General features: G+C 60.6%; 23 protein-coding genes. 13 read left to right on the forward strand and 10 right to left on the reverse strand.

Going from position 1 to position 25,402, the window contains the following annotated elements:
• Positions 1 to 352 precede the first annotated feature (352 nt).
• The 5 genes from F8N80_RS19600 to F8N80_RS19620 all read left to right on the forward strand — a co-directional run bounded on the left by F8N80_RS19600 (position 353) and on the right by F8N80_RS19620 (position 8,390).
• Positions 353 to 1,780, forward strand: coding sequence for a di-heme oxidoreductase family protein (locus F8N80_RS19600; RefSeq protein ID WP_150745092.1), 1,428 nt, complete (start codon positions 353 to 355; stop codon positions 1,778 to 1,780).
• A 27-nt stretch (positions 1,781 to 1,807) separates the two neighbouring features.
• Positions 1,808 to 2,872 (forward strand): imelysin family protein, encoded by a 1,065-nt coding sequence (locus F8N80_RS19605; RefSeq protein ID WP_150745091.1) that lies wholly within the window; start codon positions 1,808 to 1,810, stop codon positions 2,870 to 2,872.
• Positions 2,873 to 2,886: 14 nt separating this feature from the next.
• Complete coding sequence (locus tag F8N80_RS19610) at positions 2,887 to 3,984, forward strand: DUF1513 domain-containing protein (protein ID WP_150745090.1); 1,098 nt, start codon at positions 2,887 to 2,889, stop codon at positions 3,982 to 3,984.
• A 205-nt stretch (positions 3,985 to 4,189) separates the two neighbouring features.
• On the forward strand, positions 4,190 to 5,338 hold the full coding sequence (locus tag F8N80_RS19615) for an efflux RND transporter periplasmic adaptor subunit (protein ID WP_150784518.1): 1,149 nt from the start codon (positions 4,190 to 4,192) through the stop codon (positions 5,336 to 5,338).
• A 13-nt stretch (positions 5,339 to 5,351) separates the two neighbouring features.
• Positions 5,352 to 8,390, forward strand: a complete 3,039-nt coding sequence (locus F8N80_RS19620) for a multidrug efflux RND transporter permease subunit (protein ID WP_150784519.1) — start codon at positions 5,352 to 5,354, stop codon at positions 8,388 to 8,390.
• A 180-nt stretch (positions 8,391 to 8,570) separates the two neighbouring features.
• On the opposite strand, the gene F8N80_RS19625 is transcribed toward F8N80_RS19620, so the two are convergent.
• The 5 genes from F8N80_RS19625 to colR form a co-directional block, all read right to left on the reverse strand.
• On the reverse strand, positions 8,571 to 8,798 hold the full coding sequence (locus F8N80_RS19625) for a hypothetical protein (RefSeq protein WP_150784520.1): 228 nt from the start codon (positions 8,796 to 8,798) through the stop codon (positions 8,571 to 8,573).
• A gap of 2 nt (positions 8,799 to 8,800) precedes the next feature.
• Positions 8,801 to 9,514 (reverse strand): lipopolysaccharide kinase InaA family protein, encoded by a 714-nt coding sequence (locus tag F8N80_RS19630; protein WP_150784521.1) that lies wholly within the window; start codon positions 9,512 to 9,514, stop codon positions 8,801 to 8,803.
• Between the two features lie 3 nt (positions 9,515 to 9,517).
• Positions 9,518 to 10,186: a class I SAM-dependent methyltransferase gene (locus tag F8N80_RS19635; RefSeq protein WP_150745098.1), complete on the reverse strand. Its 669-nt coding sequence runs from the start codon at positions 10,184 to 10,186 to the stop codon at positions 9,518 to 9,520.
• Between the two features lie 157 nt (positions 10,187 to 10,343).
• Complete coding sequence (locus F8N80_RS19640; RefSeq protein WP_150745085.1) at positions 10,344 to 11,624, reverse strand: sensor histidine kinase; 1,281 nt, start codon at positions 11,622 to 11,624, stop codon at positions 10,344 to 10,346.
• Positions 11,614 to 12,297: a two-component system response regulator ColR gene (colR, locus tag F8N80_RS19645; protein WP_150745084.1), complete on the reverse strand. Its 684-nt coding sequence runs from the start codon at positions 12,295 to 12,297 to the stop codon at positions 11,614 to 11,616. The genes F8N80_RS19640 and colR overlap by 11 nt, the downstream gene beginning before the upstream one ends.
• Positions 12,298 to 12,516: 219 nt before the next feature.
• Here colR and F8N80_RS19650 point away from each other — a divergent pair, with 219 nt between their 5' ends.
• A complete protein-coding gene (locus F8N80_RS19650; protein ID WP_150784522.1) occupies positions 12,517 to 13,260 on the forward strand; it encodes a phosphatase PAP2 family protein in 744 nt (247 codons plus the stop codon).
• A 193-nt stretch (positions 13,261 to 13,453) separates the two neighbouring features.
• Here F8N80_RS19650 and groL read toward each other — a convergent pair whose 3' ends face one another.
• From groL to F8N80_RS19675, 4 genes are all read right to left on the reverse strand, one after another.
• The gene (gene groL, locus F8N80_RS19660) at positions 13,454 to 15,097 is read right to left on the reverse strand and encodes a chaperonin GroEL (RefSeq protein ID WP_071553595.1); all 1,644 of its coding nucleotides are present in this window, start codon (positions 15,095 to 15,097) and stop codon (positions 13,454 to 13,456) included.
• A 49-nt stretch (positions 15,098 to 15,146) separates the two neighbouring features.
• Positions 15,147 to 15,440, reverse strand: a complete 294-nt coding sequence (locus tag F8N80_RS19665; RefSeq protein WP_008155545.1) for a co-chaperone GroES — start codon at positions 15,438 to 15,440, stop codon at positions 15,147 to 15,149.
• A gap of 245 nt (positions 15,441 to 15,685) precedes the next feature.
• Positions 15,686 to 16,162, reverse strand: a complete 477-nt coding sequence (locus F8N80_RS19670; RefSeq protein WP_128872612.1) for an FxsA family protein — start codon at positions 16,160 to 16,162, stop codon at positions 15,686 to 15,688.
• Between the two features lie 66 nt (positions 16,163 to 16,228).
• Entirely contained in the window at positions 16,229 to 16,960 is a 732-nt protein-coding gene (locus F8N80_RS19675) for a HugZ family pyridoxamine 5'-phosphate oxidase (protein ID WP_150745082.1), read from the reverse strand.
• A 164-nt stretch (positions 16,961 to 17,124) separates the two neighbouring features.
• Between F8N80_RS19675 and F8N80_RS19680 the strand changes: the two genes are divergently transcribed.
• On the forward strand, positions 17,125 to 17,883 hold the full coding sequence (locus F8N80_RS19680; RefSeq protein ID WP_150745081.1) for an SDR family oxidoreductase: 759 nt from the start codon (positions 17,125 to 17,127) through the stop codon (positions 17,881 to 17,883).
• 143 nt (positions 17,884 to 18,026) lie between these two features.
• On the opposite strand, the gene apbC is transcribed toward F8N80_RS19680, so the two are convergent.
• Positions 18,027 to 19,121, reverse strand: a complete 1,095-nt coding sequence (apbC, locus tag F8N80_RS19685; RefSeq protein ID WP_150784523.1) for an iron-sulfur cluster carrier protein ApbC — start codon at positions 19,119 to 19,121, stop codon at positions 18,027 to 18,029.
• A 316-nt stretch (positions 19,122 to 19,437) separates the two neighbouring features.
• Here apbC and metG point away from each other — a divergent pair, with 316 nt between their 5' ends.
• The 6 genes from metG to F8N80_RS19715 all read left to right on the forward strand — a co-directional run bounded on the left by metG (position 19,438) and on the right by F8N80_RS19715 (position 25,378).
• Complete coding sequence (gene metG / locus F8N80_RS19690; protein WP_150745079.1) at positions 19,438 to 21,489, forward strand: methionine--tRNA ligase; 2,052 nt, start codon at positions 19,438 to 19,440, stop codon at positions 21,487 to 21,489.
• Between the two features lie 145 nt (positions 21,490 to 21,634).
• Complete coding sequence (locus tag F8N80_RS19695; RefSeq protein ID WP_150784524.1) at positions 21,635 to 22,204, forward strand: electron transport complex protein RnfA; 570 nt, start codon at positions 21,635 to 21,637, stop codon at positions 22,202 to 22,204.
• Entirely contained in the window at positions 22,201 to 23,211 is a 1,011-nt protein-coding gene (rsxB, locus tag F8N80_RS19700) for an electron transport complex subunit RsxB (protein ID WP_150784525.1), read from the forward strand. The genes F8N80_RS19695 and rsxB overlap by 4 nt, the downstream gene beginning before the upstream one ends.
• Complete coding sequence (locus F8N80_RS19705; protein WP_150784526.1) at positions 23,198 to 24,190, forward strand: RnfABCDGE type electron transport complex subunit D; 993 nt, start codon at positions 23,198 to 23,200, stop codon at positions 24,188 to 24,190. The genes rsxB and F8N80_RS19705 overlap by 14 nt, the downstream gene beginning before the upstream one ends.
• Positions 24,187 to 24,798, forward strand: a complete 612-nt coding sequence (locus tag F8N80_RS19710; RefSeq protein WP_150784527.1) for an RnfABCDGE type electron transport complex subunit G — start codon at positions 24,187 to 24,189, stop codon at positions 24,796 to 24,798. Before F8N80_RS19705 ends, F8N80_RS19710 begins: the two co-directional genes overlap by 4 nt.
• On the forward strand, positions 24,791 to 25,378 hold the full coding sequence (locus tag F8N80_RS19715; RefSeq protein ID WP_150784528.1) for an Rnf-Nqr domain containing protein: 588 nt from the start codon (positions 24,791 to 24,793) through the stop codon (positions 25,376 to 25,378). Before F8N80_RS19710 ends, F8N80_RS19715 begins: the two co-directional genes overlap by 8 nt.
• The last annotated feature ends 24 nt before the right edge of the window (positions 25,379 to 25,402 follow it).

Below are 25,402 nucleotides of genomic sequence, written 5' to 3' on the forward strand. Positions count from 1 at the left end.
CTCGATCGAAGCGGCTGCCGGCAAACTGGGCATCAGCGACCTGAACCCGGACAATGCCGATCACGAGTTCTGATCAACGCTGTCTGAACAAAAGGCGACCTTCGGGTCGCCTTTTTTTGTTAGCCCGATCGCAGATCAAAATGTGGGAGCGGGCTTGCTCGCGAAAGCGGTTTGTCAGTCATCAATAATGTTGAATGTGACGGCGCTTTCGCGAGCAAGCCCGCTCCCACAGGAGATCGCGGCTTCCAGATAAACCCTGCGCCACATCAACCAAACGATAATTCCTCTTATTCAATCCCCCCTGCCCTGTTAGACTTTGCGCCCTTGTTTTGCTCGTCTTGCAGGATGTCTGATGCCCTCGCTGCTTCTTCGCTTGTCCGCACTGTTGCTGGCCCTGGGCCTGAGTGCCTGCGATGACGCCCCGCGTTTTACCGAAGCCGAACCCGGTGAAGCCCGGTCCGGTGGCAGCGCGACCGTGCGCAAGACCGATCAGAATTCATTCTCCCTGCCCTCCGCCAACCTGTCGCCCTCTCGGCGCGTGGACTTCAGCGTCGGCAACAGCTTCTTTCGCAACCCGTGGGTGATCGCCCCGTCGACCACCACCGCCCGGGATGGCCTCGGCCCCTTGTTCAACACCAACGCCTGCCAGAACTGCCACATCAAGGACGGCCGCGGTCATCCGCCCGCGCCTGACGCGCCCAATGCCGTGTCAATGCTGGTGCGCCTGTCGATTCCCGATACGCCGGCCTACGCCAAGGTCATCGAGCAGCTCGGTGTCGTCCCGGAGCCGGTCTACGGTGGGCAATTCCAGGACATGGCCGTGCCCGGCATCGTCCCGGAAGGCAAGGTGCGGGTCGATTACATGCCGCTGCCGATTCGCTTCAAGGACGGCACCGAAGTCCAATTGCGCAAACCGACGTTGCAGATCACTCAGCTCGGCTACGGACCGATGCATCCCGATACCCGGTTCTCGGCCAGGGTGGCGCCGCCGATGATTGGCCTGGGTTTGCTCGAAGCGATTCCGGAGGCGGCGATCCTGGCCAATGCCGAGGCTCAGGCCCGCGAAAAAAATGGCATTGCCGGGCGGCCGAACCGGGTCTGGGATGACGCGCAGCAGAAAACCGTCCTCGGGCGCTTTGGCTGGAAGGCCGGGCAACCGAACCTCAACCAGCAGAATGTGCACGCGTTTTCCGGCGACATGGGCCTCACCACCCGCCTGCGCCCTGTCGATGACTGCACCGACGCACAAAGCGCTTGTCAGCAGGCGCCCAACGGTAATGGTCCGGATGGCGAGCCGGAAGTCAGCGACAACATTCTGCGCCTGGTGCTGTTCTACAGCCGAAACCTCGCCGTACCGGCGCGCCGCGATGTCGGCACGCCTGAAGTGCTGGCCGGCAAGAATCTGTTTTTCCAGGCGGGCTGCCAGTCCTGCCACACACCCAAGTACACCACCGCCGCCAACGCCGCAGAACCTGAACTGGCCAATCAAGTGATTCGCCCGTACAGCGATCTGCTGCTGCATGACATGGGCGAGGGCCTGGCGGACAACCGCAGCGAATTCCAGGCGGGTGGCCGCGACTGGCGCACTCCGCCGCTGTGGGGTATCGGCTTGACGCAAGCGGTCAGTGGCCACACCCAATTCTTGCATGACGGCCGCGCCCGCAACCTGCTCGAAGCCGTGCTCTGGCATGGCGGCGAAGCACAAGCGGCGCAGCAACAGGTTTTGTCTTTCAATGCCGGCCAGCGCGCTGCGTTGCTGGCGTTTCTGAATTCCCTTTGACACCCATTCCATAAGCGGGAGCCCGACATGTTCCGTCCCAAATTGTTGTTCACCAGCCTTGCCGCGCTAGCCCTGGGCGCCTGTTCGCCTCAGGACCCGCAGGCCGTCACCTCGGCGGCCATTGCCAAGTCGGTGATTCTGCCAACCTACACCCGCTGGGTTGAAGCCGACCGCCAACTGGCCGTCAGTGCGCTGGCCTACTGCGAAGGCAAGGAAGACCTCGACACCGCCCGCGCCGACTTCCTGCATGCGCAAAAAGCCTGGGCCGAACTGCAACCGCTGCTGATCGGGCCGCTGGCCGAAGGCAATCGCGCCTGGCAAGTGCAGTTCTGGCCAGACAAGAAAAACCTGGTCGGCCGTCAGGTCGAGCAACTGGTCAGTGCCCAGCCGCAGATCGATGCCGCCGCCCTGGTCAAGTCCAGCGTCGTGGTCCAGGGCCTTTCGGCTTACGAATATATCCTGTTCGACAGCAAGCCAGACGTAGCCAACGACGCACAGAAAGCCAAGTACTGCCCACTGCTGATTGCGATTGGCGAGCGTCAGAAACAACTGGCCGAAGATATTCTCAAAGGCTGGAACAACACCGATGGCATGCTCGCGCAGATGAGCAAGTTCCCGAACCCGCGCTACGCCGATTCCCACGAAGCCATCGCCGATTTGCTGCGGGTGCAAGTCACCGCCCTCGACAGTCTGAAGAAAAAGCTCGGCACGCCGATGGGCCGCCAGAGCAAGGGTGTGCCGCAACCGTTCCAGGCCGATGCATGGCGCAGCCAGTCCTCCCTGAGCGGACTCGAAGCCAGCTTGGCCGCCGCCAAAACGGTATGGGATGGCGTCGACAACAAAGGCCTGCGCGGCCTGTTGCCGAGCGAGCACAAACCCTTGGCCGACAAGATCGACGCCGCTTACGCTGCCTCACTGAAACTGTTCGCCAGCAACCAGCGCTCGCTGACTGAAATGCTCAATGACGATGCCGGTCGCCAGCAACTCAACGATATCTACGACAGCCTCAACGTCGTCCACCGCCTGCACGAAGGCGAACTGGCCAAGGCGCTGGGCATCCAACTGGGCTTCAACGCCAACGACGGTGACTGATGAGGGCGAGTGCCATGCTGCGACGCCAGGCTTTGACGTTAGGTAGTTTGCTGCTGGGTGCGGTGACACTGGGCGGCTGGACGCTGTTCAAGCAGAAGGACAAAAGTCCGTTGCTGCTTTCCGCGCGGGACGATGGCGACGGCAAACACTATGCCGTCGGTTATCGGCTGGACGGTACCCGGGTGTTTGCCACCCAGGTCGGCCAGCGCTGCCACGACATCATCAACCACCCGACGCTGCCGATTGCAGTGTTCGTCGCCCGCCGTCCGGGCACCGAGAGCTACCTGATCGACCTGCGCGACGGCACGCTGCTGCAAACCGTGGTTTCGCAGCCGAACCGGCACTTCTACGGTCACGCGGTGATTCACCAGAGCGGCGACTGGCTGTACGCCACCGAGAACGACACCTCCGATCCAGGTCGTGGCTTGCTCGGCGTGTACAGGTTCGAAGGTGAACGACTGGTGCACAGCGGCGAGATGTCTACCCATGGCATCGGCCCGCATCAGGTGTCGTGGATGCCCGATGGCGAAACCCTGGTGGTGGCCAACGGCGGCATTCGTACCGAGGCCGAAAGCCGGGTCGAGATGAACCTCGACGCCATGCAACCGAGCCTGGTCCTGATGCAACGCGATGGCACCCTGCTGAGCAAGGAAACCCTCGCCCAGCCAATGAACAGCGTGCGCCACCTGGGGATCGCCAGCGACGGCACCATTGTCGCCGGCCAGCAATTCATGGGGCCGTCCCATGAGTCGTCGGAACTATTGGCGATCAAACGGCCGGGGCAGCCGTTCGTGGCCTTCCCCGTGCCTGAGCATCAATTGCAGGCCATGGGGCACTATACCGCCAGTGTTGCGGTGCATAGCGAACTGCGGCTGGTCGCCTTGACCGCGCCACGGGGCAATCGCTTTTTCATCTGGGACCTGGACAGCGGCGAGGTGCGCCTGGATGCGCCGCTCCCCGATTGCGCCGGGGTCGGTGCGGTGGCCAACGGGTTTGTCGTGACCTCGGGTCAGGGACGGTGCCGGTACTACGATTGCCGCCAGACAAACCTTGTTGCAAAACCCCTCGACCTGCCAGCGGGGCTCTGGGACAACCATCTGCATCTCATCTGAACGACCCATTCTTGTAGGAGCGAAGCTTGCTCGCGAAGGCGGCGGTACATCCAAAATTGATGTGCCTTGAAATACCGCTTTCGCGAGCAAGCTTCGCTCCTACTGGTTTTGTGCGTGCCTGTAAAAAGTGGCAGTTGGATTCACTGCCACACTCGGAGTAATGTGCCGGACTGTATGCCCTGATTTTCTCCAAGGAAGTGGAAATATGCTGCGTCGCCGCATGTTGATCATGTTGGGTGTTGTTTTGCTGATCGTGCTGGTGCTGGCCGGTTACAAAGCCTTCTCCATCTATACGATGATTCAGGGCTTTGCTGCGCCGAAACCGGCGATCAGCGTCGCCGTGGCCACCGCCACCGAACAGCCGTGGCAAGCCCGCCTGCCGACCGTTGGCACGCTCAAGGCCCTGCAAGGCGTGGACCTGAGCCTGGAGACCGACGGTACCGTCATCGATGTGCAGTTCGAGTCAGGGCAGAAGGTCAAGGCCGGACAGCCCATCGTCCGGCTGGACAGCGCCGTGGAAAGCGCCCTGCTCGAAACCGCCCTGGCCGACCTCGGGCTGGCCCAGCTGGATTACAGCCGCGGCAGTCAACTGGTGGGCAGCCAGGCCATTTCCAAAGGCGAATTCGACCGACTCTCGGCGGTGTTGAAAAAGAGCAGGGCCACGGTCAATCAGCTCAAGGCCGCGCTCGGCAAAAAAAGCATCCTGGCGCCGTTCAGTGGCACCATCGGCATTCGCCAGGTGGACGTCGGCGACTACGTGGCCAGCGGCACCATGATTGCCACCCTGCAAGACCTGAGCAGTCTCTATGTCGACTTCTTCGTGCCCGAGCAGTCAGTGCCGAAAATTGCCATCGGGCAGCCGGTGCAAGTCATTGCCTCGGCCTATCCGACGGAAACCTTCCCCGGCACCATCACTGCAATCAACCCGAAAGTCGAAAACAGCACGCGCAACGTCCAGGTCCGCGCGACCCTGGCCAATTCCGACGGAAAGTTGCTGCCGGGAATGTTCGCCAGCCTGCAGGTGATGTTGCCCGATCCGCAGCCGCGCATCGTCGTGCCGGAAAGTGCGATCACCTACACCCTTTACGGCAATTCCCTTTACGTCGTCGCGCAGAAAAAAGCGGAAGACGGCAGCCTGGAAAAAGACGACAAGGACCAACCGATCCTGATCGCCGAACGGCGTTTCATCGAAACCGGCGAGCGCCGCGATGGGCAGGTGATGATCACCAAGGGTGTGCAGAGCGGCGAACAAGTGGTCACGGCCGGCCAGATCAAGCTGGACAACGGTGCGCACATTGCCATCAGCGACGACAAGACTTTAGCCGAGAAGAACAGTCCGCCGCACGCGGATTGATCAAGGACTCCCCATGGCTTTTACCGACCCGTTCATCCGCCGCCCGGTGCTCGCCACCGTGGTCAGCCTGTTGATTGTGCTGCTGGGCTTTCAGGCCTGGAGCAAGCTGCCGCTGCGCCAGTATCCGCAAATGGAAAACGCCCTGATCACGGTGACCACGGCTTACCCCGGGGCCAACGCCGAGACCATCCAGGGCTACATCACCCAACCGATGCAACAGAGTCTGGCCAGCGCCGAGGGCATCGACTATATGACCTCGGTCAGTCGCCAGAACTTCTCGGTGATCTCGATCTACGCACGCATCGGCGCCAACAGCGACCGCTTGTTCACCGAGCTGCTGGCCAAGGCCAACGAAGTGAAGAACCAGCTGCCCCAGGATGCCGAAGACCCGGTACTGAGCAAGGAAGCCGCCGACGCCTCGGCGCTGATGTACATCAGCTTCTTCAGCAAGGAGCTGAGCAACCCGCAGATTACCGATTACCTGTCGCGGGTCATCCAGCCAAAACTGGCGACCTTGCCAGGCATGGCCGAAGCGGAAATTCTCGGCAACCAGGTATTCGCCATGCGCCTGTGGCTGGACCCGTTGAAACTGGCGGGTTTCGGCCTGAGCGCCGGCGACGTCACCGACGCCGTGCGCCAGTACAACTTCCTCTCCGCTGCCGGCGAAGTGAAAGGCGAGTACGTGGTCACCAGCATCAACGCCAACACCGAGCTCAAATCCGCCGAAGCCTTTGCCGCGATTCCGCTCAAGATCGATGGCGACAGTCGCGTCCTGCTCAGGGATGTCGCGCGGGTGGAAATGGGTGCGGAAAACTACGACTCCATCAGTTCCTTCGGCGGCACCCCTTCGGTGTACATCGGCATCAAGGCCACGCCCGGCGCCAACCCGCTGGATGTGATCAAGGAAGTGCGCAAGATCATGCCGGACCTGGAAGCCCAGCTGCCACCGAACCTCAAGGGTGAAATCGCCTACGACGCCACGTTGTTCATCCAGGCCTCGATCGACGAAGTGGTGAAAACCCTGTTCGAAGCGGTGCTGATCGTGATTGTGGTGGTGTTCCTGTTCCTCGGTGCGCTGCGTTCGGTGGTGATCCCGGTGGTCACCATCCCGCTGTCGATGATCGGCGTGATGTTCTTCATGCAGATGATGGGTTACTCGATCAACCTGCTGACCCTGCTGGCAATGGTTTTAGCCATCGGCCTGGTGGTGGACGACGCCATCGTCGTGGTGGAAAACATCCACCGACACATCGAAGAAGGCAAGACGCCGCTGGATGCGGCCATCGAAGGCGCCCGGGAAATCGCCATGCCGGTGGTCTCGATGACCATCACCCTGGCCGCGGTGTATGCGCCGATCGGCTTCCTGACGGGGCTGACCGGGGCGCTGTTCAAGGAGTTCGCCCTGACCCTGGCCGGGGCGGTGGTGATCTCGGGAGTCGTCGCCCTGACCTTGTCGCCGATGATGTGCGCCTTCTTGCTGCGCCACGATGAAAACCCCAGCGGCCTGGCCCATCGCCTGGACCTGATTTTCGAAGGGCTCAAGCGCCGTTACCAGCGCCTGCTGCACGGCACGCTTAACACCCGGCCGGTGGTGCTGGTGTTTGCGGTGATCGTACTGTGCCTGATCCCGGTACTGCTCAAGTTCACCAAGTCGGAACTGGCACCGGATGAGGATCAGGGCATTATCTTCATGATGGCCAATGCCCCGCAACCGACCAACCTCGACTACCTGAGCGCCTACACCGACGAATTCATCACGATCTTCAAGGCGTTTCCCGAGTACTACTCCTCGTTCCAGATCAATGGCTTCAACGGCGTGCAATCGGGCATCGGCGGCTTCCTGCTCAAGCCGTGGAACGAGCGCAGCCGCACGCAAATGCAGATCCTGCCCGAGGTCCAGAGCAAACTGGAGAGCATTCCCGGGCTACAGATTTTCGGCTTCAACCTGCCCTCCCTGCCGGGTACTGGCGAGGGCTTGCCGTTTCAGTTCGTCATCAACTCCGCCAACGACTACGAGTCGCTGCTGCAAGTGACCGACCGGGTGAAAAAGCGTGCGCTGGAATCGGGCAAGTTCGCCTTTGTCGACCTCGACCTGGCCTTCGACAAGCCCGAAGTGGTGGTGGATATCGATCGCGCCAAAGCCGCGCAGATGGGCGTGTCCATGCAGAATCTGGGCGGCACCCTGGCGACGTTGCTGGGTGAAGCGGAGATCAACCGCTTCACCATCGAAGGTCGCAGCTACAAAGTCATCGCGCAGGTCGAGCGGCCTTTCCGGGATAACCCCGACTGGCTGAACAACTATTACGTCAAGAATACCCAGGGCGAACTACTGGCCCTGTCGACCCTGATCACCGTGACAGACCGGGCGCGTCCACGGCAACTGAACCAGTTCCAGCAACTCAACTCGGCCATTCTTTCCGGGGTGCCACTGGTCAGCATGGGCGAGGCCATCGACACCGTGCGCCAGATCGCCCGGGAAGAGGCACCGCTGGGTTATGCCTTCGACTACGCCGGCGCCTCACGGCAATACGTCCAGGAAGGCAGTGCGTTGTGGGTCACCTTCGCCCTGGCACTGGCGATCATTTTCCTGGTACTGGCCGCCCAGTTCGAAAGCTTCCGCGATCCGCTGGTGATTCTGGTCACCGTGCCGCTGTCGATCTGCGGCGCGTTGATTCCGTTGTTCCTGGGCTGGTCGAGCATGAACATCTACACCCAGGTGGGCCTGGTGACATTGATCGGGTTGATCAGCAAACACGGGATCCTGATCGTCGAGTTTGCCAATCAGTTGCGCAAGGACAAAGGCCTGACTCCTCGCGAGGCCGTGGAGGAAGCCGCGGCCATTCGCCTGCGTCCGGTGCTGATGACTACCGCAGCCATGGTGTTCGGCATGGTGCCGTTGATCATCGCCACCGGTGCGGGCGCGGTCAGCCGGTTCGACATCGGCATGGTGATCGCTACGGGGATGTCGATCGGGACATTGTTCACGCTGTTTGTGTTGCCGTGCGTGTACACATTGCTGGCAAAACCCGACAAACCTGAAGAACACACATAACCCCTGTGGGAGCGGGCTTGCTCGCGAATGCGGTGTGTCATTCAACATCAATGCTGAAGGATAAACCGCATTCGCGAGCAAGCCCGCTCCCACAGGGGTAAGTGCAAGTGCAAGAATCGAGTCGTTCGCAAAATAAAAAGCCTCGCATTTGCGAGGCCTTTTATTTGGGCTTCAATCTGTTCAACTCTGCGGCCTCAGTCCTTGAGAAAGTCCGAACATGAGCAGCAATAAATCACGATCGGGTTGGGTGGCCACGGCGGCCTTCGCAACCCGTGGCATTGGACAACGTGCGTCCCCGTTCATCGAACTGAGGACTTGCGGGCGAGGCTGCTCCCAAACAGCCAGCGCCAGTGACGCAACTGCCAAGGCTCCTACCAGGAACAAACCTCGTGCAATTTCGAGTTTCATTGCTATAAACCTTTGATAGCGCTGCCAAACGCCTTCTCATAAAAGTAGATGAGTTTTTGCCAGTCCGTGGTGCTGAACGACGAGTGGCGGCGCAATTGCTTCATGTCATGGACAGCGGCGTGACGGGCGGTCAACCGCTGCCGGCACTTCTCCAGGTCGATCAAGGCAACCTCGACCCTGGCCGCTTCACCCTCACCGGTAACACGCACGAAAACGTGTTTGATGTAGAGGCAACTGTGCTGCCAACGCGCCCTGTGCATGCGGGCCAGATTGTCCGCCAGATCCTTGAGCACGCGATCGTGCACCGCTTCACCGAGACGCTCGCGACCGCCGCCGGCATACCAATGTTCGAGTTCCTCAAAGCCGTCCAGCGACCTGGTCACCAGCAGGGCACGCCATTTGTGCACGGGATCGCGTTGCGCATCGCAGAAAACAATGTCCGGAACGCGCACGTCGATCAGCCTCAGACCGACGAGCGCATCACGTTCGCGCAATACCGTCGGGCGACCGAACGGATGCAGCCAGCTGCGATAGATATGCCCGGTCTGTCGTTTAGTGTAGAGCAGCTTTCCATCGCTGCCCCGAACGCGCTGCACACCACTTTCTCCACCGCGCCGGACGTTGGGCTCTTCTACCCATTCGCCGCGCAGATTCCAGAAGTAGTCGAAGCGCTCCGGGGGAGCGATTTCCGATTCTGCTGTACCTTGCACTGCCATCTGTTACCTCTTGCGTAATACGTAAACTCGCCACATGGCATAGAGCGGTAAAAAATCCAGTCGTTGCTGGATACGGAAACCCGCCTGCTCGAATTCCTTTTCGACCGTAGCAGCCGGTAACACAAAACGATTTTGGTAACTCACCTGTCCACGGGTCCCCTCAAGCCGCTTGCGTTTCCACGCCTTGAAGTTGCCGTCCACCCACAATGAAAGAATCACGCTGTCACGGGTGACGCGCTCGAATTCACGCAGGATGGCCAATCGGTGCTCGGCTTCACCGATGTGGTGGAGTAAACGCATGCAGAAAATGCTGTCGACGGCGTTATCGGGCAAGGCGATGTCGAAAGCAGAAGTCTGCAAGGGTTGTACCCGCTTCACCACGGCGGCAGGTTGCGCCTGCAGGGCAATCTTGATCATCGACTCGGAGTTGTCGGCGCCGATGATGGCGCGATTGGCTTTTTCCGCCAGCAATGGCCAGAAACGCCCCGCGCCACAGGGTAAATCGAGGACCAGCCCCGGCTCACCCACCAGTTTGAGCGCCTGTCGCGCCAGTTGCTCGTCACGTCGATGGGACAAGCGACGAGCGAAGCCATCGTGATGCTTGCGCAAGTACTGTTGAGCGTGTTGATCGTCGTACTTTTCAGAAAAATCAAGTTTGATAGGGCCGTCCATCATCAGGTCTCCAAAACAGCTGATGGACTCACGATAGGCCGCGCCGTGTCGGCGTCAAGTCATACCTTTGTGAAAAATTCGTCATATCAAATGACGAATTATTTCCAGACTTTACAAGAGGACATTAATGGCTCTGGGCCACCCAGGAAATGCCTGATCAAGTATCGCTCTGGCTTAATTCCACCTGAAAACGGCAGCCGTGGGGTTCCATGTTCGTCAGGCAGACGTTCCAACCCTGGTTTTCGCAAATCCGCTGCACCAGCGACAGACCCAGTCCCAGGCCCTCGCCGCGCTTCTCGCTGCCCCGCACGAATGGCTGGAACATCGCCTCGCGCTTTTCCTCGGGAATGCCGACGCCGCTGTCTTCGACCACGAAACCGGTGGTCGTCAGGGTCAAACGGATGAACCCCTGTTCGGTGTAATGCAGTGCGTTACGCAGCAGGTTGCCCATGACCGCTTGCAGAAGGGTGGCGTTGTAGCAGGTGGTTGCCGGGGCCCCCGCTTCGAAGATCAGGCTCAGCCCCTTGGCCTCGATCGGCTCGCGCCAGAGATGGAGCAGTCCGTCGGCCACCTGCTTCAGGGTTTGCTGCGGCGCGATGCTGGCGTCGTCACGTTGTGCGCGCGCCAGCATCAGGAAGGTTTGCACCAGCTCACGCATCTCTTCGCAGGCTCGGGCGATTCGCTCGACCTGAGCACGACCCCGTTGATCGATACCGGGATTTTCCAGCAACAACTCACAGGAACTGGCCAGCACCATCAACGGCGTGCGCAGTTCGTGGCTGACGTCACTGGTGAACAAGCGCTCGCGGCTCAACGCCTGGCGCAAGCGCCCCAAGGTAGCGTCGAAGGCGACGGCCAGTTCCCCGACTTCATCGGCGGCGTAATCCGGTGCCAGCGGTGGCGCCAGCCCCAACAATTGGTCCCGGTGACGGACTTGACGGGCCAGCCGCACCACCGGCGCCATGACCTTGCGCGCCAGTACCCAGCCGAGAAACACCGCCAACGCCAGGCTCAGCACGAAACCCACCAGTACCACGGCAAACAGCACCCGCTCGCGCTCCTCGAAATCGCTCTGGTCCTGCAATAGCACGTAACGCCGGCCGTCGACGACTTCGACCATCGCGTGGTACGACAGCTGCTCGCGAAACACTTCGTGAAAACCAGGATCCAGGTGGCGCAAATCCTTGGGCAATTCGAAGTCGCCCGGCCCACCACTGAAATAGAACAGCTGGTCCGGCTCCGGGCGATGGCGCCAGTCCGACATACTGTCCATCAGCAGCAGGCGTTGCAGATCGCCGCCCAGGCCTGCCGAAATCAGTTTCTCTTCCACCAGGTGCACGGTCGCCACAATGCCCATGGCGAAGGCCCCTGCCACCAATGCGCTCATCAGCGCAAAGGCGATGATGATCCGTTGCGCAAGGCTCTGTCTAAACTCCATCACGGCCCTCGGCCAGGCGATAGCCCACACCGTGCACGGTTTGCAGCAAGGGCTTGGCGAACGGCTTGTCGATCACCTGGCGCAATTGGTGGACATGGCTGCGCAGGCTGTCGCTGTCCGGGCAGTCGTCGCCCCACAGCGCCTCTTCGAGAATTTCCCGGCGCAGTACGTGAGGACTTTTCTGCATCAGCACCGCCAGCAACTTAAGGCCCACCGGGTTGAGTTTCAGCAAGCGGCCTGCGCGGGTGACTTCCAGGGTATCGAGGTCGTAGCTCAGATCGCCGACTTGCAGGGTGCGGCGACCTCCACCCTGGGCCCGACGCATGACCGCGTCGATGCGCGCCGCCAGTTCAGACAGGGCAAAGGGTTTGATCAGGTAATCATCGGCACCGGACTTGAAGCCTTGCAGGCGGTCGTCCAGTTGATCGCGAGCGGTGAGCATGATCACCGGTGTGTCGCGGCGGGCGTCTTCGCGCAGGCGCTTGCACAGGGTGTAGCCGTCGATGCCGGGCAGCATGATGTCGAGCACGATCAAGTCGTAATGCTCGGTGGCCGCCAGGTGCAGGCCTGACAAACCGTCCTGTGCGCAATCCACGGTATAGCCCTTGAGCCCCAGGTAATCGGCCAGATTGGCCAGGATATCGCGGTTGTCTTCAACCAATAGAATTCTCATGGGAACCTCCTGCGTACACAGTAACGGCCGTCTTGGCCCGCGCAGCTTAAGGCCAAGCGAGGCGCAGGGCCAGAACTGCGTGCAGGTGCAAATCCTGGCCACGGCCCTGTTGCGGGCTGAACGACTTTTTCACTATCGGTTCACAGGCTGACGACAGGATCAGGCTCAGACTCGGCGCGGTAGCGCTCTGCAGAACATTCAACCGATCAAGGAATTGCCATGGTGTCGACCACTGTCCGCCCCGCCTCGCGCCCTCTCGATTTTCGGGTGTGCCTGGGCGTTCCCGCCCTCGCGGCGATCATTCTGGTACTGCTTGAACTGACTGCCCTGGACATGAACCTGGCCAGGCTGTTCTATGACCCGGTCGCGGGTGATTTTATCGGCCGACATAGTGACTTCCTCGAGAACATCCTGCATGACCGGGCCAAGCAAGTGGTCATCGGGTTTTCGGTGTTGGCCATCCTCGGCTTCGCCGGGTCTTTTTTCATGGACCGACTCAAGCCGATCAAGCGGGAATTGGGCTGCCTGGTGTTGTCCCTGGCGCTGGCCACCTCGTTTGTCACGCCAGTCAAGGCGCTGACCGCGGTGCAATGCCCGTGGAGCCTTGAACAATTCGGCGGCCATGAAACCTACAGCGAGCTGCTCAGCCCCCGCCCGCCAACCGACAAACCCGGGCGTTGCTGGCCTGGCGGTCATGCGGCGACCGGTTTTACGCTGTTTGCGCTGTTCTTTGTGCTGCGTGACAGGCGCCCGCGCCTGGCGCGCATGGCGTTTGTCTTCGCCTTCACCTTGGGCTCGGTGTTTTCCATTGGCCGGATGATGCAGGGGGCGCATTTTTTTTCGCACAACGTGTGGACGGCGATTTTTTGCTGGTTGATTTGTCTGGGGTCTTACTACTACATCCTGTATCGACCGGCGGTGAACGTTAAACGGGTTACCAAGGCAGAACCGGTCGGAGCCTGAAACACAGATCAAAAATGTGGGAGCGGGCTTGCTCGCGAAAGCGGTGTGTCATTCAACACATCGGTTGACTGGTCTACCGCTTTCGCGAGCAAGCCCGCTCCCACATTGGACCGGTGTGACTATCAAAATTCAGGCGATAAAAAACCCCGCCTGCTTTCGCAGGCGGGGTTTTCATGTACGGGGTAAGGCTGGCTTACATCATGCCGCCCATACCGCCCATACCGCCCATGTCTGGCATGCCGCCGCCAGCTGGGCCGTCTTCCTTGATCTCGGCGATCATGGCTTCGGTGGTGATCATCAGGCTGGCAATCGACGAAGCCGCTTGCAGAGCCGAACGAGTCACTTTAGCCGGGTCCAGGATACCCATTTCGATCATGTCGCCGTATTCGCCGGTGGCAGCGTTGTAACCGTAGTTACCCGAACCCTGCTTGACCTTGTCGACAACTACGCTTGGCTCGTCGCCGGAGTTGGCAACGATCTGGCGCAGTGGCGCTTCAACAGCGCGACGCAGCAACTGGATGCCAACGTTCTGGTCATCGTTGTCGCCTTTGAGCTCGGAGATAGCCTGCAGAGCGCGAACCAGTGCCACGCCGCCGCCAGGTACCACGCCTTCTTCAACGGCTGCACGGGTAGCGTGCAGGGCGTCTTCAACGCGGGCTTTCTTCTCTTTCATTTCAACTTCGGAACCGGCGCCAACCTTGATCACTGCAACGCCGCCGGACAGCTTGGCCAGGCGCTCTTGCAGTTTTTCACGGTCGTAGTCGGACGAAGTGTCGGCCACTTGCTGACGGATCTGCAGAACGCGAGCCTGGATGTCAGCCTCAACGCCGGCACCGTCGATCACGGTGGTGTTTTCTTTGGACAGGATCACGCGCTTGGCATTACCCAGGTGTTCCAGGGTAGTGCTTTCCAGGCTCAGACCGATCTCTTCGGAGATCACGGTACCGCCAGTCAGGACAGCGATGTCCTGCAGCATGGCCTTGCGACGGTCGCCGAAGCCTGGAGCCTTGACGGCTGCGACTTTGACGATGCCACGCATGTTGTTCACAACCAGAGTCGCCAGGGCTTCGCCTTCAACGTCTTCGGCCACGATCAGCAGTGGACGGCCGGCTTTGGCAACGGCTTCCAGCACTGGCAGCATTTCGCGGATGTTCGAGATCTTTTTGTCGACCAGCAGGATCAGCGGACCGTCCAGCTCGGCAGTCATGGTCTCTGGCTTGTTGACGAAGTACGGGGACAGGTAGCCACGGTCGAACTGCATGCCTTCAACGACCGACAGTTCGTTTTCCAGGCCCGAGCCTTCTTCAACGGTGATCACGCCTTCTTTACCGACTTTTTCCATGGCTTCGGCAATGATGTCGCCGATGGAGGTGTCGGAGTTGGCCGAGATGGTGCCGACCTGAGCGATGGCCTTGGTGTCAGCGCAAGGCTTGGACAGGGCTTTGAGCTCTTTGACGATCGCGATGGTCGCTTTGTCGATACCGCGCTTGAGGTCCATCGGGTTCATGCCGGCAGCGACGGCTTTCAGGCCTTCGTTGACGATCGATTGAGCCAGAACGGTAGCGGTGGTGGTGCCGTCGCCTGCGTCATCGTTGGCACGGGAGGCAACGTCTTTGACCAGCTGCGCGCCCATGTTTTCGAAGCGGTCTTTCAGCTCGATTTCTTTGGCAACGGACACGCCGTCCTTGGTGATGGTCGGAGCGCCGAAGCTCTTCTCGATGATCACGTTACGGCCTTTAGGGCCCAGGGTCGCTTTTACTGCGTCAGCCAGGACGTTGACACCGGCGAGCATTTTCTTGCGGGCGGAATCGCCGAATTTAACTTCTTTAGCAGCCATGATCGATATTCCTTAAATACTTTGTAGTAGCGGGAAAATGAGCGGGGATTCAGCCTTCGATAACAGCGAGGATTTCGCTCTCGCCGATGACCAGCAGGTCTTCGCCGTCGACTTTCACGGTGTTGCTGCCGGAGTACGGGCCGAACACAACCTTGTCACCCACTTTCACGGCCAGCGCGCGCACTTCACCGTTTTCCAGTGCTTTGCCCGGGCCTACGGCGAGGACTTCGCCCTGGTTTGGCTTTTCGGCAGCCGAACCTGGCAGGACGATACCGCCAGCGGTTTTCTTTTCTTCTTCGCTGCGACGGACGACGACGCGGTCATGCAGAGGACGAAGCTTCATTGTCGATCTCCCTAATTGTGGTTTTCATCGGCCGGTGTAGTCCCGGCGGGTTTAACAAATCCGGCGAAGCCGGGTGCGGTTCGGCAAGCGAACCGCGGAAGTCTGTCTGGCGCAATTGCCAGAAACCTTGCGGTGACAGTTACATAAGGGCGTACAAGCCTATTACAAGGGCGGGGGTCAAAAATTTTTCACGTTGATTGCCCGAAAATGAACACGGCACCCGAAGGTGCCGTGTGCTGAAACGATTACTTGGGATCGCGGTGTTCGAACTCGCCTTCGATCACGTCCGGTTCGCGCCCCAGAGGCTGACGCGGAGCCGGACCGCCACGGGGTTGCAGGTCATCGGCGAACGCACGCTGGCGTATCGCCTGTTCCTCGGCACGTTGACGCATCTTATTGGCCAGCAACCGGCGTGAGATCGGCAGCAGCATGATCAAACCCAGCACGTCAGTGACGAAGCCCGGCAGGATCAACAGACCGCCGGCCAGGGCCAGCATCAAGCCTTCGAGCATGGTCTGGGCCGGCAGCTCGCCGCGGTTCAGGCTTTCACGAGCACGCAGTGCCGTGGCCAGACCGGCGATACGCAGCACGAATACGCCGAACATCGAGCCGAGAATGACCAGCAGCAGGGCCGGGAAAAACCCGATCGCCCCGCTCACCTTGACGAATACGAACAGCTCCAACACCGGAAACAGTACAAAGAGCAATAAAAAAGGGCGCATCAAATGGTTCCTCAACGCAAGAATGCCTTGCCAGTCTTCCCTAGATGACGTCGCCGTTTCGTGAATTCAAGCGTCGGCCGCTGCATTTTTCGGCCAATGCTCGGCGTGAGCCAGGAAAACCAAGGCTTCCCGGACTTGTGTCGGCGTATTACATGGTGCCTGGAACGGCAGCCAGTACAGTCCCTGGCCGATACGCAGGTGCATGCCTTCGGTGTCGATACCCGCCAGTTGCGCCGGTTCGGTCCTGGGCAGGCCGGCCAGTTCGACGTAATGGGCGATGGCCTTGGCGTGATCGGCATTCATGTGCTCGATCATGCTCACCTCGGTCTTGCCGGCGAACGGGTTGGCCAGGGTCAACTGGTCGACCCAGTGAATAGCGCCGAAACCGCCGATGTAACGATGGCGCACCGGCTTGAGCACCCAGAAATCGAAATCGTGGGCCTTGTGGTAGCTCTGCGAATCCGGGAAATAGCGGTAGTAACGGACAGCCGCCGCTTCGATGGCGGCCTCGTCCTCAAGCTTTTCCGCTTCAGCGAGGTAGGTCAGGCGACCGACGGCTTGCACGTCCTCGGCCCCGCGCTCGCCCACGAACAGTGAGCATTTTGGATCTTTCTGCAGGTTATGCGTGTGCTGGGCGATGCGGCTGATCAGGATCAGCGGTCGGCCCTGTTCGTCCAGGCAATACGGAACCACAGAGCCGAACGGGAAACCGGGCATCGCCTTGGAATGCGTCGAGAGCACTCCACGGTATTCCTTGAGAAGCAATTCTCGGGCGTTCTTGGCCGCTTCAACGCTCAATTTATGACTCCTTGTAATGAATCCGTCAAAAAAACGGACAGATATTTGGGATATGTTCAACTACTCTATCGGGGCAGTTCTCATGTGCAACCAAGCCGTGTCAGGTGCAGATCGAGAGACTCTTTAGAAGAACACCATTCTGATCTGCTATTGGGGGCATGCGAATGCAACTCACTGACAAAGTAATCATTATCACGGGCGGTTGCCAGGGCTTAGGCCGGTCCATGGCCGAGTATTTCGCTGGCCTTGGCGCGAAGCTGGCGCTGGTGGACCTGAACCAGGAAAAACTCGACGACACCGTCGCCGCGTGCCTGGACAAGGGCGTCGAAGCCCGCGCCTACTTGTGCAACGTCGCCAATGAAGAGCAAGTGACGCACATGGTCGCCCGCGTGGCCGACGATTTTGGCGCGATCCATGGCCTGGTCAACAACGCCGGGATCCTGCGCGACGGTCTGTTGGTCAAGGTCAAGGACGGCGAGATGACCAGGATGAGCCTGGCCCAATGGCAGGCGGTCATCGACGTCAACCTGACCGGTGTGTTCCTGTGCACCCGGGAAGTCGCGGCGAAAATGATCGAGCTGAAGAATAGCGGCACGATCATCAATATTTCGTCGATCTCCCGTGCCGGCAACATCGGCCAGAGCAACTACTCCGCCGCCAAGGCCGGGGTGGTGGCTGCGACTGTCACCTGGGCCAAGGAACTGGCGCGCTTCGGCATTCGCGTGGCGGGCATTGCACCGGGTTTTATCGAAACCGAGATGACCCTGGGCATGAAGCCGGAAGCGTTGGAGAAAATGACGTCCGGGATCCCGCTCAAGCGCATGGGCAAGCCGGAAGAGATCGCCCATTCAGCGGCCTACATTTTCGAGAACGACTATTACACCGGTCGGATTCTGGAAATGGATGGCGGGTTGCGGATCTAAAGGGCACCCAAGAACCAATGTGGGAGCGGCGGTGCGACGATTCGACTTGCTCGCGAAAGCGGTAAATCAGTCAACTGATCTGTTGAATGACACTCCGCATTCGCGAGCAAGCCCGCTCCCACATTTAATCGTATTACAGGTCGTTAATCGTCGCTGATGGTGATATTGGGCATCGCCGGCGTCACTGCTTCCTGCAGCACAATCCGCGCGCCGACATGGCGGGCCAGTTCCTGGTACACCATCGCAATCTGGCTGTCCGGCTCGGCGACCACCGTTGGCTTGCCGCCATCGGCCTGCTCGCGGATAACCATCGACAGTGGCAACGAGGCCAACAGTTCGACGCCGTACTGGCTGGCCAGCTTCACACCTCCGCCCTCACCGAACAGATGCTCGGCATGTCCGCAGTTGGAGCAGATGTGCACGGCCATGTTTTCCACCACGCCCAGCACCGGGATGTTGACCTTGCGGAACATCTCCACACCCTTGCGCGCGTCCAGCAATGCCAGGTCCTGCGGCGTGGTCACGATCACCGCACCGGCCACCGGGACTTTCTGCGCCAGGGTTAGTTGAATGTCGCCGGTGCCAGGGGGCATGTCGATGACCAGGTAATCCAGGTCGCCCCAGGCCGTTTGAGTGACCAGTTGCAACAACGCACCGGAAACCATCGGCCCGCGCCAGACCATCGGCGTGTTGTCGTCGGTCAAAAACGCCATGGACATCACTTCGACGCCATGGGATTCGATCGGCACGAACCATTTCTGATCCTTGACCTGTGGTCGGGTGCCTTCGGGGATACCGAACATGATGCCCTGGCTCGGACCGTAGATGTCCGCGTCGAGAATCCCGACCTTGGCGCCTTCGCGGGCCAGTGCCAGGGCCAGGTTGGCGGCGGTGGTGGATTTGCCCACACCGCCCTTGCCCGACGCCACGGCCACGACATTCTTGACGTTTGCCAGGCCGGGAATCTGTGCCTGGGCCTTGTGCGCGGCGATTACGCTGGTGATCTCGACACGGGCGCTGGTCACGCCCTCCAGGCCTTCGATGGCCATTTGCAGCATCTGTGCCCAGCCACTCTTGAACAAGCCGGCGGCATAACCCAACTCCAGCCGGATGCTGACGCGATCGCCCTGGATGTCGATGCTGCGCACGCACCCGGCGCTGACCGGGTCCTGGTTCAGGTATGGGTCGGTGTATTGGCGAAGGACGGCTTCCACCGCTGCGCGATTGACGGCGCTCATGGGCAACTCCGATAGCAAGACTGGAAAATCAGGCGGGTATCGTACCTGTTCTGATCGTCTGGCGGGATGCCCAAACAGTCGCGATCTTCGTAGGAGCCAGGCTTGCCGGCGAAGGCGTACTTGAGGTCGCCTTCGCCGGCAAGCCTGGCTCCTACACGGCCGCCTTCGCCGGCAAGCCTGGCTCCTACAAGACTGCTTTCGCCGGCAAGCCGGGCTCCTGCGAGTTACTCATCCAATGAAACAGGCGCACGGGGTGAAAAATATGCGCCGGCGCTTTATAGTGGCCGACCTCCGTTTCATCAAGTAGCCGAGCCCCATGTCCGAGCCACGCAAGATCCTCGTCACCAGCGCCCTGCCCTATGCCAATGGTTCGATCCATCTTGGCCACATGCTGGAATACATCCAGACCGATATGTGGGTGCGCTTCCAGAAGCACCGCGGCAATCAATGCATTTATGTCTGCGCCGACGACGCCCACGGTTCGGCCATCATGCTGCGCGCGGAAAAGGAAGGCATCACTCCGGAACAGCTGATCGCCAACGTCCAGGCTGAACACAGCGCCGACTTTGCCGAGTTCCTGGTGGACTTCGACAATTTCCACTCCACTCACGCCGAAGAAAACCGTGAGCTGTCGAGCCAGGTCTACCTGAAGCTGCGCGACGCCGGGCACATCGCCACGCGTTCGATCACACAGTACTTCGACCCGGAAAAGAAAATGTTCCTGGCCGACCGCTTCATCAAGGGCACCTGCCCGAAATGCGGCACCGAAGACCAGTACGGCGACAACTGCGAAAAATGCGGCGCGACCTACGCACCGACCGACCTGAAGGATCCGAAGTCAGCAATCTCCGGCGCCACCCCGGTGCTCAAGGATTCCCAGCACTTCTTCTTCAAGCTGCCGGACTTCCAGGAAATGCTCCAGGCCTGGACCCGCAGTGGCACCCTGCAAGAAGCCGTGGCCAACAAGATCGCCGAATGGCTGGATGCCGGCCTGCAACAATGGGACATTTCCCGTGATGCGCCGTACTTCGGTTTCGAGATCCCCGACGAGCCGGGCAAGTACTTCTATGTCTGGCTGGACGCGCCGATCGGCTACATGGCCAGCTTCAAGAACCTGTGCGACCGCAAGCCGGAACTGGACTTCGATGCGTTCTGGGGCAAAGACTCCACCGCCGAGCTGTACCACTTCATCGGCAAGGACATCGTCAATTTCCACGCGCTGTTCTGGCCAGCCATGCTCGAAGGCGCCGGGTTCCGTAAACCGACCGGGATCAACGTGCACGGCTACCTGACCGTCAACGGTCAGAAAATGTCCAAGTCCCGCGGCACCTTCATCAAGGCCCGGACCTACCTGGATCACCTGTCGCCGGAATACCTGCGTTACTACTACGCGGCCAAGCTGGGCCGTGGCGTCGACGACCTGGACCTGAACCTCGAAGACTTCGTGCAGAAGGTCAACTCCGACCTGGTCGGCAAGGTCGTCAACATTGCCAGCCGTTGCGCCGGTTTCATCCACAAAGGCAATGCCGGCGTGCTGGTGGAGGGCAATGCCGCGCCGGAACTGACCGAAGCCTTCCTGGCCGCTGCGCCAAGCATCGCCGAAGCCTATGAGGCTCGCGACTTTGCCCGTGCCATGCGCGAGATCATGGGCCTGGCCGACCGTGCCAACGCCTGGATCGCCGACAAGGCGCCATGGTCCCTGAACAAACAGGAAGGCAAGCAGGAAGAAGTCCAGGCCATCTGCGCCCTGGGCATTAACCTGTTCCGCCAGCTGGTGATCTTCCTCAAGCCGGTGCTGCCGCTGCTGGCTGCCGATGCCGAGGCGTTCCTGAACGTCGCGCCGCTGAGCTGGAACGACCACGCCACCTTGCTCAGCAACCATCAGCTGAACGAGTTCAAGCCGCTGATGACCCGTATCGACCCGGTCAAGGTGCAAGCCATGACCGACGCTTCCAAGGAAGACCTGACCGCCAGCCAGACCGACACCGGCGATGCTGCGCCTGCCGGCAATGGCGAACTGGCCAAGGATCCGCTGTCGCCGGAAATCGAGTTCGATGCCTTTGCCGCGGTCGACCTGCGCGTTGCCCTGATCCTCAAGGCCGAAGCCGTGGAAGGCGCCGACAAACTGCTGCGCCTGACCCTGGACATCGGTGACGAGCAACGCAACGTGTTCTCCGGGATCAAGAGCGCTTACCCGGATCCGTCCAAGCTGGATGGTCGCCTGACCATGATGATCGCCAACCTCAAGCCCCGGAAAATGAAATTCGGCATCTCCGAAGGCATGGTGATGGCCGCCGGCCCTGGGGGTGAAGAAATCTACCTGCTCAGCCCCGACAGTGGCGCCAAGCCAGGTCAGCGCATCAAGTGATATCCTGAAGTAAATCGATCCCACAGTCGTGCCTGTCGCGCCTGTGGGATTTTCATATCTGGCCCACCCTCCATCCTTGCCGGATAATGCCTACTCTCTTTTTAGACAGTTCCTTTGGAAAGCCCCCGTTCTTGCCGGCACGATCATGACCGAGATGCTTCTTACGCTTATCAGCGCAGCTCTGATCAACAATCTCGTATTGCACTGGCCGCTGGGCGTCGATCCACTGCTGGGCACCGAGCGCCGCCAGGTGCATGCGCTGGGCATCGCGACGACGTGCCTGATGCTGATTGTCGGCATGTCGAGCCATGCGCTTTACCACTGGCTGCTGGTCCCTCTGGGGCTGACGCCGCTGCGCCTGTTCGTGTTTCTGCCACTGAGCGTGCTGTTGATCGCGCCAATGCTGAAGTTGCTGGGGCGGATCTTTCCAAAGCTTTCGTTCGAAGGCCTCTGGCCGCTGTTGCTGGGCAATGCCGGTGTGCTCGGCCTGGCGCTGATCAATGTTCAGAATGACAAGGGATTGTTCCACGCCACGGCCATGAGCCTTGGCGCCGGGCTGGGTTTCTGGCTGGTACTGAGCCTGTTCAGCGACTTGCGCCAGCGCACAATCGATAACGATATCCCCCTGCCCTTTCGCGGCCTGCCGATCGACCTGATCGGCGCCGGTCTGATTGCAGTGGCTTTTCTCGGATTCAGCGGGCTGATCAAAACATGAGTCTGATTCAACGCATCGACGCCCTCTTGCCGCAGACCCAATGCGGCAAGTGCGGCCACCCCGGCTGCAAGCCTTACGCCGAAGGCATCGTCAGCGGCGAGCCGATCAACAAGTGCCCGCCGGGCGGCAGCGAAACCATCGAGGCCCTGGCTGAACTGCTGAAGGTGCCGGTGTTGGAGCTGGATGTCAGTCGTGGATCGGCGCCGGCACAGATCGCCTATATCCGCGAGGCCGAGTGCATCGGTTGCACCAAATGCATCCAGGCGTGCCCGGTCGACGCCATCGTCGGCGCAGCGAAACTGATGCACACGGTCATCGTCGACGAATGCACCGGTTGCGACCTCTGCGTAGCGCCCTGCCCGGTGGATTGCATCGAGATGCGGCCGCTGCCGCTGGCTACGGTAGTGCCGGTGGTCGGCGGCCTGGCGTCCAGTCTTGAACAGCAACAGGCTCGCGCCGCGAAACGCAATCACGCACGGCGCCGCTTCGAACAGCGCAATGCCCGCTTGCGTCGTGAAGAAGAACAGAAACTCGCCGAGCGCCACGCACGGGCGCAACGCGCCGTGCCGCAGCCCAGTGACGTGACGCTCGACCCGGTGCAGGCAGCTCTGGAGCGCGTACTCGCGCAAAAGGCCGCCAGTGCCGATGCGGCGTTGAAAAAGGCGAAGATCGATCTGGCGATGAGCCGCGCGCAACTGAACAAATCGCTCAAGGCGTTCGGGCATCCGCCAACGTTCGAACAGCAATCGCAGCTAATCGTACTGCAACAGCAGTTCGAGGCCGCCGAGCAAGCCTTGGCCAAACTGGAGAGCAGTGCGCCACCCTCCCCGGCGCCTGCTGCTCCGGCGAACAATGCGCAGCTGAATCGGGCGAAGATCCAATTGGCCATGCGCCGTGCCGAACTCAAGAAAGCTCAAGCCAGTGAAGCACCGGCCGAACACATTGCAGCACTGGCGCGCGCGGTGACTGAAGCCGAGCAGCAGGTGGATGCTCATGCCACTGCCTGAATCGGCCGACGAACGCCTTCAGCAGGCGATGAAGCAGGTATTGCTGGCCACAGTGCCGGGGATGCTGATGTTGTTCTGGTGGTATGGCTGGGGCGTGTTGATCAACCTGATGCTGGCGGGCGTTACTGCACTGGCGGTTGAAGCGCTGGTATTGCAGTTGCGCAAACGCCCCGTCAAACCGACCTTGAGCGACGGCAGCGCGCTGGTCAGTGCGACGCTGCTGGCACTGGCTTTGCCGCCTTATTGCCCGTGGTGGCTGACGGTCAGTGCTGCGGCTTTTGCGCTCTTGTTCGGCAAGCACCTGTATGGCGGCGTCGGCAAGAATCCGTTCAACCCGGCCATGCTCGGTTTTGCCCTGGTGCTGGTGGCCTTTCCCCAGCATATGACCCACTGGCCGTCGTCCCATGGCATGGACCTGCTCGGTGGCTTGCGGCAGGTGTTCGCTGTCGATCTCGGCCAGACGCCGGATGCCTGGGCCCAGGCCACGGCACTGGACAGCCTGCGGATCAACAAAAGCCTGACCATGGACGAACTGTTCGCCGATAACCCGGCATTCGGCCGCTTCGGCGCGCGTGGTATCGAATGGGTCAACCTGGCCTTTCTGGCCGGCGGCGCGTTTCTGCTGCAACGGCGGGTGTTCAGCTGGCACGCGCCGGTCGGCATGCTGGCCAGCCTGTTCGTGATCAGTCTGCTGTGCTGGAATGGCACCGGCTCCGATTCCCATGGCTCACCGCTGTTCCATCTGCTCACTGGGGCGAGCATGCTGGGTGCATTCTTCATTGTCACCGAACCGGTGTCCGGCGCCAAAAGCCCCGGTGCCCGACTGCTGTTCGGCGCGGGCGTGGGTCTGCTGACGTATGTGCTTCGCACTTGGGGCGGGTATCCGGACGGCGTGGCCTTTGCCGTACTGCTGATGAACCTGTGCGTACCGGCGCTGGAGCGGATGGCCGCGTCCAGACAGGAGCGGGTCGAGCCATGAACCGAGCGTCGAGTGCTGTGATTGTGCTGTTACTGACAGGCCTGGGACTTGGCGCAACCTACCTCCTGCAGCGCACTGGCATGCCGCACATTGCGGAGCAACAGCGCCTGATCGACAGTCGTAACCTGCTCGACCTGCTGCCCCCTGACAGTTATGACAATCAACCACTGGAACAGCCCCTCAGCCTTGTAAAAACAGGCTTGCCTGACAGCGTGCTGCTGGGTGGCTACCGGGTGACCAAGGCCGGCCAGCCCAGCGCCATATTGCTGCGCAGCCAGACCCTGGGCTATGCAGGTTCAATCGAGCTGCTGATCGCCATCGGCGCAAATGGCCAGTTGCTGGGCGTCAAAACCCTCAATCAATCGGAAACTCCAGGGCTGGGTGGCAGGATTGCCGACTGGCCCAACGCCTGGCTTCAAGTCTTTGCCGGCAAATCGCGAGCCGAACCCGGCGATGCGGGCTGGGCCCTGAAAAAAGATCAGGGGACATTCGATCAGATCGCTGGTGCGACCATCACTTCAAGAGCGGCGATCAACGCCATTCATGATGCGTTGCGCTACTTCGATGAACACTCGCAACAACTGATCGGGAGCAGCGCCCATGAATAACTCATCGACCCTGCAAAACTCGCTGATGCTGGCGCCACTGATCGGCGCGACGGACTCATTGATGAAAGCGCTGGGCCTGTGGCTGATGTTCATCGTGGTCAGCAGTGCCTTTGGCGTGTGCATGGGCGCCTTGCGCGCCCGACTGGTTCCGGCTGTACACGTATTGGCTGGCGTCGTGCTGGCGGCCACGCTGACCAGCTGTGCGCAACTTGCTGCGCAAGCCTGGTCGCTCCAATGGCACCAGCATCTGGGGTTTTATGCAGGATTGATCGCCTTGCAATGCGTCGTCATGGACCAGAGCGGTTTTTTCCAGCATACAGGGCGTGATCGCCTGCGCCTGTGTGGCCTGTTCGGCGCGCTGATGGTGGGGCTGGGCCTGCTGAGGGAGCTGATTGGCAGCGGCACACTGGGCAGCCACCTGCCTTGGCTGGCTGGCGCAACACAACCGGACTGGCCAGGCTGGGTCCTGACCGCCGACGGTGGGATGCGCCTGGCGATCCTGGCGCCCGGCGGCTTCATTCTGCTCGGGCTGCTGCTCGCCGCCTGGCAAGCCTGGGCCCACCCGACTCCTTCACACTGACTGTCTTCGAGGAAAATCACTGTC

It is taken from the genome of Pseudomonas fluorescens (genome assembly GCF_902497995.1).
Taxonomy (GTDB): domain Bacteria; phylum Pseudomonadota; class Gammaproteobacteria; order Pseudomonadales; family Pseudomonadaceae; genus Aquipseudomonas; species Aquipseudomonas fluorescens_BK.